Source organism: Micromonospora sp. R77 (assembly GCF_022747945.1).
Lineage (GTDB): Bacteria > Actinomycetota > Actinomycetes > Mycobacteriales > Micromonosporaceae > Micromonospora.
Window position 1 is genome coordinate 6,189,453 of sequence record NZ_JALDST010000001.1, and the last position, 10,866, is coordinate 6,200,318.

The following is a 10,866-nucleotide window of genomic DNA, read 5'->3' on the forward strand; positions in this document are numbered from 1 at the left end:
CGTCACGGTGACGCCGATGCGAACGCCCCGGAAGCGAGGCGGGTGCGTCGGTGTGGACGCCCGAAGCGTCAGCGTGACGCTGAGTACGTCCGTTGGTTGTCGAGCGGGCTTGCCGTCAGGGCCGCAGGTCGGTACGAACGGCCCCGGTCTGCGGATCCAGGGGGTAGGAGAGGTGCTGGTGCACCATCGACCATGCCGATTCGGTGCGGCGGAACACGCGGGTGCCGCGGGACCACGTCTCGATCAGCTGCCCGTCCGGACCCTCGGCCTGCACGCGGTTGAGGCCCCAGGCGACGGCGAGGTCGTCCGTGGTGACGACGGTGAGGTTCGGTACCTGCCAGGTCACCTCACCGGTTCCTGCCTCTAGCCCGTCCCGACAGACCTGCCGGACTTGCGCCCGGCCGATGTGCTCCAGGGGTGCGATGTGCTCGTATGAGACGACGTCGTCGGCGATGCCGGCCATCAACCCGTCGAGGTCCTTCGCCGCCGTCCGTTCGAACCATCGTTTGTGCAGGGCTCTGATCTCCAGCTCCGCGGCCGCCCGGTCAGCCGGTTCCGCCAGCGGGAACGAGTGGTGTTCATGGGCGATGAGCCACCGGTCGGATTCCTTGCGGAGACCCAGCGTGATCCGCAGCCGATGGTCGGGACGGCGGGCGAGATCGTCTGGGGTGCCGCACCGTAACAGCACGTGGGCGAAGGCAACCTCGGCTCCGGCGGTCACTTCGGTGGAGACGATCTCGAACACGGCGCCGCTGGCCAGCCATTGGAGGAACGGCGGCCAGGCGTCCCGGTACGCGTCGATGCCACGGACACCGTCCTGGGGCGGCGGCACGTCGAACATCACGATGTCGTCGGCGTGACCGGCGAGGACACCCGGAAGGTCACCTGCCCGGATCGCGGCCACCCACTGCTCGATCAGTTCGGTGATGAGTTTCTCGTCGTCTCGGTGTTGCTGCACAACCATGTGTGCCTCCCTTCACCGGTACAACCCGGCGCAGGCGGCAGATCCATCGCCGTCCGGCAGAATTTCGCCGTCATCCGGGCAGGCCCGCCGGCAGCCCGAACTCCGGGAGATCGGCATCCAAGAACGACACGACCTCCCCGATATGCCCATCGCGCAGGGCCAGAACGTCCAGACCCCCGGGAAGGTACGCGGCCTGCTGCTGGTCCCAGCGGTACGTCCCGAAGGCGAGCTGGCCGTTCGCCGTCGTGGGCAGGAATCGCCAGCGACACTGCAGCGGGCCGGCGAGCAGGAATCCGCGGATGGCTGCCCGGCCGGCGAACCAGGTCGCCACCGGCGGCATCGAGTACCGCGCGTCGTCGGTGAGCAGCGCTACGATGGTTTCGACATCGCCGGACTCCCACGCTCGCGCGTACCGCTGGGCCAGTGCTCCGACCGCCGCGTCGCCCAGCTTGCGCATCGTGGACTGCTGCGTCGCGGCAGGCAGAGCCGGGGCGAGGACCGCGCGCGCTCGTTGCATCGCGCTGTTGACGGCGGCCACGCTCGTGTCGAGCTGTTGCGCCACCTCACGCGCGCTGAAACCCAGCACCTCGCGCAGCAGCAACACCGCACGCTGCGGACCGGACAGCCGCTGCAGAGCAGCCACGAACGACAGCTCGATACTCTCCCGCGCCATTGCCTGCGGCTCCGGCCCCAACCGTTCGTCTGCGTAGGGCTGCAACCAGAACACCTCGTCGCCGGCTCCCACAGCGTCAAGATGGACGGGAAGCTCCCGGCGACCCCGCCGCTCCAGCATCGACAGGCACCGGTTTGTGGCGATCCGGAACAACCACGGCCGTACCGATCCGCGTGCCTCGAATCGTCCGAGTGCCCGCCACGCCCGCACCAGCGTCTCCTGGACAGCATCCTCAGCGTCGTGGAACGAGCCCAGCATCCGGTAGCAGTGCGCGTGCAACTCCCCACGCAACGGACCGATCACAGCTGCGAACGCGTCCGTGTCTCCCGCTTGTGCCGCCACCAGCAGAGTCGACTCCGAACCCGAGACCACAGCGTCGGTCCTCCCGCAGAGGGTCACATCTTCCGATCCGGATGGTAGCGCTGGGTCAGCCGCACGCCGTCTGCCGCTGGGACACGAGCTCACACCACACATAGTCTGGCTTCAACCAATCCGACCACTCCTTACCCTCAACATGACCGCTTGCGTATCTGCGACCTCGGAGTCCCGGCGCGTCCCGGCCGCTCAGCCGTACTCCGCCGAGGACGCGGGCGGTCGGTACGGGTCCGCCGCAGCTTGCAGGCAGTGACAGTAAGGCCGCACCTGCGGGCTGAGGCCTTCCGCGGCCAACGTCCGCACCCCTGTCATCGGCTCGGAACGCGGTCACCGCTACCGCCCGGCGACCCGGACCTGCAGGTTCGGGCGGCCGCAGCATACGTCTTGGCCCAGACGGAAGGCCCCGCCACGGCGCCGCGCAACGCGCAGCCGTAGAGAAGACCCGCATGTCCTCGCGACGATGGTGCTTGCATGGGCCGACTCGACCCCGATGGCGCGGCCGGTCGTCCCGTTAACTGCCGTTCCGTCGAGGTACGGATCGCGCGGCGCTCGCCGCGATCCGCGCTGGCCCGCCGCCGTCCGACCCGCGGCCGCCGTGGTGACTGCGCTCGACGAGGGCATGCGGCCAGATCCTGTGATGACATGTCATGCCGTCAGCGTCATGTCGGATGGCCCGCTACAACGAACTTACGGTGATCCTGTCCTCATTCACCAGCTGATCGACGGTGTTTGCTGCGACGATGCAGGACGTGGCAATTGTGAAGACCGCGACGCCCGCCATCTCGCCCCTCGCCGGGGAGCCGATCGAACGCGCCGACGCCGAACGGCTCGCCGGAGTGCTCAAGGCGATCGCCGATCCGGCGCGGCTGCGGCTGCTCAGCCTGATCCAGTCGGACCCGCAGGGGGAGGCGTCCGTCAGTGACCTCACCGCGCCGCTCGGACTGTCCCAGCCGACCGTCAGCCACCACCTGCGGATCCTCACTGAGGCCGGCCTGCTCGAACGGGACAAGCGCGGCGTCTGGGCGTACTACCGTCTGGTGCCGTCCGCCATCGCCGCGATCGCTGACCTGTTGACGCCACCCCGCAAGCGAGCGACGAAGAAGACCCGCTGACCAACGCGGTCGAAGACCGCCGCCAGCGCCTCTCGACCCGCGGTGCGAGAGCCGAATCCGGCAGGTCGCCGCGATGACCGTTTTCGCCGGGAAGGATCCTATGCCGGGCGTCGGGACTATCCGTAGCGGTGACCAGGTGGGGGTTGGGGCGCGGTCAGCAGGTAGGCACCGCAGGGATCCCAGTCAACCCGCCAGCCGGCCGCGACCGCCTGCTGCAGCACGGCGCCTACGACGTGCTGCCAGGCGCTGGCCGCAGCCGGGTCCTCCCGGCGTAACGCGGCAATGTCGGTCGGCACGGCAACCAGTGCGGCGCGAGCGGCGGACCAGGCGTGATTGAGCGCCGGTAGCCCGTCGACGGCAGCGACCGCACACACCGGCTCGGCGTTGCCGCTGTGTGCGGTGTCGGATTCACCGGTGAGGCGCCAAGCGACCAGTAACCGGTCGTAGGGGAGTGAGGTGTGGGTGTCGGCGTCGCGGAGACCTTCGTAGCCGGGTATGAACCCGGCCACGGTTGCGCCGAGCCGGCGCAGGTTGAGGTTGGCGTTGACGGCGGCCATCGCGTCGAATGTCCAGCGGATCTCGCTGACGCCTCGCTCGAGTGCCCACGCTCGCTGGGCGAGCTTCAACGCCACCGATACACTGCGGCCGCGGGCGGTGGGCAGTACCGCCATCGGGCCTGACTGTACGAGCGGCCGGCCGTTGGCGGTCCACCCCGGCAATGCGAGCACTACGCCGACAGGAGTGTCACCGTCCCACGCCACAAGCATCGGCGCGCCGGCGGCGAGCAGGTTGCGTAGCAGGCTCGGTGGATAGAAGTGGTGTCCGCCGCCAGGGGCGAAGACCCTGTCCAGGACGCTGGCGGCGGCGGCGACGTCGGCGTGCGTCTCGATAGGGCGGATCCCGACGCCGGCGCGGAAGGCGGCTGCTGCGGCCGGCTCGGCCGGTGCCCGGCGGGCAAGGGCCGCGATCGGATCGGCCAACGGGTCAGGCGCGAAGACCTGCCGGTTGGTCGCCTCAACCAACTCGGTGACCGTCGCAGTGGCCTCCACCGGATTGGCGTTGAGCGCCTGCGGGCCCTCGGCGGACAGCAGTTCGGCAATGCCCTCGCCGCTGACAGCTTCCGGCACGTTCGCGCACGGCACGACGGCGACGGGACCGGCAACGGGGTCGGTGACGAGCTCGGACACGGCGGCCTGCCTTCGGCGCTACGGAAGAACTGGCGACCCCGATGGCCGCAGCCGGGGCTTGGGCCAGTCACTGTCCCGGCACTGGTACTCCAACCAGTGACTAGGCGGTAATCCGCTGGTGAAGGATCCCGGAACTCGTTCACGACCACGCCCACCTCGTGCAGTACCTGCGCCGGGCTGGTCCGCGCCGGCGGGCCGGTACCTCCCTATCCCGCGGAGTCGATGCGGTGAACTCCACGATGTTGGAGAGCCTTACCGGAGGTCGCCGGCCAGCAGTTCGGATCGGCAGGGCCCGCAATTGGCGGCCAGGCTGCCGCGGTGGTGGGGCACTGGTCCGCCGCGCGGGCAACGGAGGGCGCAACGGGGCGTCGTAGGGCGCCGCTCGAGGTGAAGGCTTGCTGGGGGAGATGGCTTCTGGGCGGAAGCCGGTGCCCGCCCGGCTCGGTGCGCTGGCCGCGGAGCTTCATGTGGTCTTCACCTGCTTCGGGTGACACCGTATGGGTGTCACCCCTGACGGCGTCGTTTGGCACCCCGTCGCGCTGGTTGTCACCCCCGGGCGTGTCCGGCTGGCCGCTCAGGAGGCGGTAGATCCGGGTGGCGAGGGAGGCGGCCTGGCGGACGGCCAGCCGGCCGAGGTGTACCAGTTTCGCGAGGGTGCGTTGCACGGTGCGGACCGAGACGCCGGCGTAGTCGGCGATCGTGGCGACGGACGGCCATGCGTCTCCGTCGCGGTTGGTGTGCGCGGCGATGGCGACCATGATCAGCCGTTCTGTGGGGCGGAGGCCCTTGGATGCCAGGAGGGTTGCCTTCACGGCGGCGGCACCTCCGGGGTGGGGAGAACGTGGAATATTCATGGGTCACGCCTGCGGTGATTGATCTTGCCACGGTGGGCGCAGTGCGAAACCTGCGCCGACGTGATCCACGCTCATCTCTGCGGCAAGGTCAAGTCAGGGCGAGATCCCAGCCGGGGATGGTTTTGCCTGTGCTGGTTCGACGCCGTTCTCGGCAACGGCATGGCCCGTCGATGCTCGACGAAATCAACTGGTCGGGGATGACGCAGGCCTATGCCCTGCGGATGACATTCCCGAGCTGCTGCGTGCGACCGCCGACCGCCTCGACGAGCTATGGAACTACTCTTCGGGCGTCCCGATCATCGCGGAGCGGCAAGCGCTGGAGACTCTGATGCTACGGCGGCGGTGCGTCGTTCGTTTCGGCGGTGACCCGTCTCGGGAAACCAGCCCAACCGGGCCGCCTGGTAGCCGAGCTGCATCCGGGTCTGCACCCGCGCCAGGTCCATCAGCCGGCGGACCCGGCGCTGCACCGTCCGAAGGGACGTGCGGAGATGGCCGGCGACCGCCTGGTCGGTCAGCCCGGCGAGCAGCAGGGTCAGGATCCGGACGTCGAGGTCGTCCACCCCGGTGCCGGAGAAGCCGTCCGCCGAGGTCACCACCTCGGTGGCGGTCGCCCACTCCCGCTCGAACAGAGCGATCAACGCGTCCAGCAGGCCGCTGCGGTGCACCAGCAGGGCGCCGGTGGTGGCCACGTCCGGCGAGCTGACCAACGGGACGATGGCGATCTCCCGGTCGACGATGAGCAGCTTCAGGGGCAGGCTCTCCGCGACGCGGAGCTCCTCCCCGGCGTTGTGGGCGGCCCAAATGCTGTCGATGTCCCCGTCGTCGTCGAGCATGGCGCGCTCCAGCAGTACCCGGTAGTGCACGCCCCGGGCCACGGCGGTGTCTTCCGCGGTGTTGTCTCGGGCGCTGATGATCTCCACCGGCGGCTTGACGAAGGCCATCACCTCCGTACGCGCCCCGAGCTGGAGTAGCTCCAGCTGCTGCCGCAGGGCCGGCGCGCCAATGATCACGTCGACCACCTCGGCGACGCCCCGACCGGCGCTCGCCGCCCGGTACAGCTCGGTCAACGAGCTCAGTTCCAGCTCGGCGAGGCGAAGCTCGTTCTGCCGTTGCCGCAGCATCGCACCGAACGCGGTGGCCGGTGGGGAGGCGACGAAGCGGGCGATGTCTCCCACGCTGCGCGCGGCCAGTCCTCTGTCCTCCAGCACGGCGAGGATCCGGGCCGCCTCGCTCTCGGCCGTGCCGAGCTGAGCCGCCAGCTCGGCAGGGGCGGCCGAGGCCATGGAGACCAGAGCCCGGTACGCCCGCGACTCCTCGGTGTCCACTCCCAGCACGTCCTGCACCTTGTCACGCCTCCGCCGTCGTGGATCGGCACAAGTGTGGCGGCTTTACGTCAAGGAGGAAAGCCGCCAGGGCTGAGGCGTTGCCCCGGCGGGCAGCCCCGTCCGAGGGTTGGCGGCGTTCACCGTCTTCACAGAGAGGCCACCCATGCGACGACGTCTCCGCCGGCTGGTCGCCGCCGCGGCTGCGGCGGCCATCGCGGCCGTACCGGGGACGCCGGCCGCCGCCGGCAACCCCGTCACGCCGTCCGTCCCGGCAGCCACCGGCACCACCGCCACCGTCACGCTGATCACCGGCGACGTCGTCCGGGTCACCCACCCGGGCTCCGGTCCCGACGTGGTCACCATCGACCAGCGCGCCGGCTCCACCGGCGGGATCCAGACCCAGACTCTCGGCGGCGACCTGTACGTCATTCCCGACGCGGTGCAGCCGTATCTGGCCGCCGACCGGCTCGACAGGGAACTGTTCAACGTCACCGACCTGATCGAGGACGGCTTCGACGACGCGCACGCGGCCGCGCTGCCGCTGATCGCCACGTACCCCCGCAGCGCCTCGGCCCGAACGGCCGCGCCGAACCCGCCGGCCAGGGCCCGCAAGGTCCGCGATCTGCGCAGCATCAACGGCATGGCGATCAGCACGGCCAAGCGGGACGCGGGGTCGTTCTGGCGGGCGCTGGCCCCGGCCGCGGGCTCCGACCGGTACGCCGGCGGCGTCGGCAAGATCTGGCTAGACGGCCGGGTGAAGGTCGACCTCGCCGACAGCGTCGCCCAGGTGGGCGCGCCGAGCGCCTGGGCCGACGGGTACGACGGCAAGGGCGCCACCGTCGCCGTTCTCGACACCGGTGTGGACGCCACCCACCCGGACCTCGCCGGGAAGATCAAGGAATCCGTCTCCTTCGTGCCGGGCTCCGACACCGTGGACCGCCGGGGCCACGGCACCCACGTCGCCTCGACGGTGGCCGGCAGCGGCGCCGCCTCGGGTGGCACCGAGAAGGGCGTCGCGCCCGGCGTGGACCTGGTCATCGGCAAGGTGCTCGACGACAACGGATCCGGTTTGAACTCGTGGGTCATCGCGGGCATGGAGTGGGCCGCGCACCACGCCAGGGTCGTCAACATGAGCCTCGGCTCGCCGGAGCCCAGCGACGGCACGGACCCGATGGCCGAGGCGGTCAACCGCCTGACCGCGGAGACCGGCGCGCTGTTCGTCATCGCTGCGGGCAACAACTACGGCGAGACGACCATCGGCAGCCCCGGCGCCGCCGACGCCGCGCTCACCGTCGCCGCCGTTGACGGCACGGACGTCCGAGCCAACTTCTCCAGCCAGGGCCCCCGCTTGGGCGACAACGGCTTGAAGCCCGACGTCGCCGCCCCCGGGGTGCAGATCCTCGCCGCCCGGGCCGCGCAGAGCCCCGGCAGCGGCAGCTACGTGACGATGAACGGTACCTCCATGGCCACCCCCCATGTGGCCGGAGCCGCCGCGATGGTCGCCGCTAAGCACCCGGACTGGCCGGCCGCCCGGATCAAGGACGCACTGATGTCCACGTCGAAGGCGCTGGCCGGCACCACGCCGTACCAGGTGGGCACCGGACGGCTCGACGTACCCGCGGCGCTCGGCGACATCCAGGCCAGCGGCTCGGCCGACCTGGGCTTCCACGCCTGGCCGCATTCCGACGACCAGCCGGTCACCCGCACCGTCACCTACGCCAACGCCGGCGCCACCCCGGTCACCCTCGACCTGGCGTTGACCGTGACCGGGCCGGACGGCCAGCCGGTGGCCCTCGGCACGGTCAGCTCGAAGCAGCTCACCGTGCCGGCCGGGGGCACCGCCACCGCCACCGTGACCGGCGACCCGAACGCCGTCGCCGGCACCGGCCGCTACACCGGCGCCCTGGTCGCCACCGACGGCAGCGGCACGGTCCGCGCGCACACCGCCGTCGCCCTGGTCAAGGAGGAGGAGCGCTACAGCCTCGCCCTGAAGGGCACCGACCGCGACGGCGGGCCGATCGGCGGGTACGTGACCGTCTACCGCTACGGCGACGACTTCACCCGTACCGTGGCGCTCGACCCGGCCACCGGCACCGCGTCGGCGCTGCGCCTGCCGCCGGGGGAGTACAACGTCACCGGCTTCCTGCCAGTGACCGGGGACAGCGGCCCCGACTCGATCGGTGTCGCCCTGCTCGGCATGCCCAGCCTGTACCTCGACGCCGACCGGGCCGTGGAGCTGGACGCCCGGCAGGCGCACAAGGTCACCGTCGCCACGCCCCGCCCCAGCGAGGACAGCTACCGGCGGATCCAGTACTTCCGGGACTCGGGCATCGGCGGTGACTACGCCGCCTTCAGCGCCCTCTATGGCGTATCCCCGCAGGTCGACGACGTGTACGCGGCGCCCACCGGCACGATCACCGGCGGCAGCTACGAGTTCGCCGCCCGCTGGGACCGGGGCGTGGCGCACCTGAAGCTCGCCGCGCACACCCCTGCCACCAGCCAGCTCGACCCGCTCTACCAGAGCGGCTCCGCCCGGCTTGACGGCAAGGTCGAACTGACCGGCGTCCTCGCCGGCACCGGCCGCGCCGAGGATTACCAGGGCCTCGACCCCAAGGGCAAGGCGGTCCTGGCGACCCGGGACGACACCGTGACGCCAGCCGCCCGGGCCCAGGCCGCCCAGGCCGCCGGGGCCGCGCTCCTGGTGGTCGTCAACGACCGGCCGGGGACGTACTACGAGTATGCCGGCGGCACCAACCTGCCGGTCATCTCGCTGACCCGCGCGCAGGGAGAGCCGCTGCTGGCCGCCGCCCGTGCCGGCACCCTGGTCCTGCGGGGCGACGCGGTGGAGTTCAGCCCCTACCAGTACCACCTGATCCGGTCCTGGGCCGGCGAGGCGCCGGCCGACCCGACGTACGCGCCAACCGCGGAGGAGCTGGCCCGGGTGGACCAGACGTTCCGCTCCGGCGCCCCGACACTCGCCTTCGACCTGATCGCCGAGTGCCGCCCGTACTACTGGCCGCCGTGCCAGGGCATGTACGAGCCGGTAGCCGCGCCGTCCACCCGGATCGACTACTTCTCCACCCGGGAGGGCACCACCTGGTACCAGGAGGCCAGGACCGTGTCTGGCTGGGAGCAGCGGCACGACCGGATCGTCTACCAGCCCGGCCGGCGACTGACCCGCAACTGGTTCAACCCGGTCACCCGGCCGCGACTCGGCCCCGGTTTCTGGCTGCCGAACCGGGAGGGCGACTTCCTTGCCGTCAACGTGCCACCGCACAGCGGTGACACCGACCTGACCGGCTTCGACGGCGCGGCCACCGTGAAGTCCCGGCTCTACCAGAACGGGGTGCAGGTCGGCCGCGAGCAGCTGACGCAGGCGGTGCAGACCTTCGTGCCCGCCACCGACGGCGCGGCCGAGTACCGCTTCGAGCAGGAGAGCACCCTGCCGGCCGGCCCGTGGATCGCCCCCACGAGCACCCGGACGGCGTGGACCTTCCGCTCCGCGAAGCCGACGGTGGACGAGCCGGTGCTGCTGCCGCTGCTCCAGCTCGACTACCGGATCGACACCGATCTGACCGGTTCGGTGAAGGCCGGTGGCCAGCAGAAGATCGGACTCGTCGCCGTCCACGTCGACGGGGTGACCGGTGCGGGCAAGCCGGCCGGCGGCACGCTCAGTGTTTCCTACGACGACGGCGCCACCTGGCGGCCGGTGACCCTCGCGACCGACGGCACCGGTGCCTGGTCCGCGATGCTCAAGCACCCGTCGGCCGCCGGGTTCGTCTCGCTCAAGGCCACCGCCTGGGACGATGCCGGCAACAAGGTCGAGCAGGAGATCATCCGGGCGTACCGGATCCGCTGACCATCACGGCACGACCGCCCGGCATGGACCCGACCAGGGCCGTGCCGGGCGGCGCCCGTCCCGGCGGGCCGCCACGTGAGCTGCACATCGGTGGTCCTGCCGAATTCGGTGTCATGCGCGCAGGACGACTGCCGGCTCGTCGGCGAGCGTGGTCTTGCCGGCGGCGGGCGGTCCGTCGATGGCGACCCGAGTCAGGTGTACGACCGTGATGGACCCGACCGCCTCCTGCCAGGCGACCCAGAAACCGGACTTATGTGGACGAAAACTGACACGAGCGGGGGTCGCATCCCGCAGCACGACAGTGCTGATCCGTCCACCACGCGGCCCAGTGAACGGCCGAGAGTGCGGCTCGGTGACCGAGTCCGGGCGTCGAGCGGTCGTACCTTTCGATCAGCGGCACCATGCGTGCTCGCTTTCCTGTGGCGCCCTTGTCGATCAGACCGCCGGGCCCCGGTGTGGTCTGCCGGCGCACGGTCTCCATCCCTTGTCTTCCGGTCGTTCTCGCCCCGGTCGCCGG

The 10,866-nt window shown here is 70.9% G+C and carries 7 protein-coding genes and 1 pseudogene; 2 read left to right on the forward strand and 6 right to left on the reverse strand.

Going from position 1 to position 10,866, the window contains the following annotated elements; all coding sequences use genetic code 11:
* Positions 1 to 115: 115 nt before the first annotated feature.
* Positions 116 to 964, reverse strand: coding sequence for an SgcJ/EcaC family oxidoreductase (locus MRQ36_RS28615; protein ID WP_242799854.1), 849 nt, complete (start codon positions 962 to 964; stop codon positions 116 to 118).
* Between the two features lie 70 nt (positions 965 to 1,034).
* Positions 1,035 to 2,009: a sigma-70 family RNA polymerase sigma factor gene (locus tag MRQ36_RS28620; protein WP_374250865.1), complete on the reverse strand. Its 975-nt coding sequence runs from the start codon at positions 2,007 to 2,009 to the stop codon at positions 1,035 to 1,037.
* 743 nt (positions 2,010 to 2,752) lie between these two features.
* Between MRQ36_RS28620 and MRQ36_RS28625 the strand changes: the two genes are divergently transcribed.
* A complete protein-coding gene (locus MRQ36_RS28625) occupies positions 2,753 to 3,124 on the forward strand; it encodes a helix-turn-helix transcriptional regulator (RefSeq protein ID WP_242799856.1) in 372 nt (123 codons plus the stop codon).
* Positions 3,125 to 3,240: 116 nt separating this feature from the next.
* Here the strand turns inward: MRQ36_RS28625 and MRQ36_RS28630 are convergent, their stop codons facing one another.
* The 3 genes from MRQ36_RS28630 to MRQ36_RS28640 form a co-directional block, all read right to left on the reverse strand.
* Positions 3,241 to 4,311, reverse strand: coding sequence for a hypothetical protein (locus tag MRQ36_RS28630; protein ID WP_242799857.1), 1,071 nt, complete (start codon positions 4,309 to 4,311; stop codon positions 3,241 to 3,243).
* A 206-nt stretch (positions 4,312 to 4,517) separates the two neighbouring features.
* Positions 4,518 to 5,123, reverse strand: a complete 606-nt coding sequence (locus tag MRQ36_RS28635) for a helix-turn-helix domain-containing protein (protein WP_242799858.1) — start codon at positions 5,121 to 5,123, stop codon at positions 4,518 to 4,520.
* A gap of 338 nt (positions 5,124 to 5,461) precedes the next feature.
* Entirely contained in the window at positions 5,462 to 6,499 is a 1,038-nt protein-coding gene (locus MRQ36_RS28640) for a helix-turn-helix domain-containing protein (RefSeq protein WP_242799859.1), read from the reverse strand.
* 154 nt (positions 6,500 to 6,653) lie between these two features.
* On the opposite strand from MRQ36_RS28640, the gene MRQ36_RS28645 reads away from it, so the two are divergent.
* Entirely contained in the window at positions 6,654 to 10,349 is a 3,696-nt protein-coding gene (locus MRQ36_RS28645) for a S8 family serine peptidase (protein ID WP_242799860.1), read from the forward strand.
* A 117-nt stretch (positions 10,350 to 10,466) separates the two neighbouring features.
* Here MRQ36_RS28645 and MRQ36_RS28650 read toward each other — a convergent pair.
* Positions 10,467 to 10,559: pseudogene (locus MRQ36_RS28650) on the reverse strand (uridylate kinase); the annotation flags it as partial.
* Positions 10,560 to 10,866: the final 307 nt, after the last annotated feature.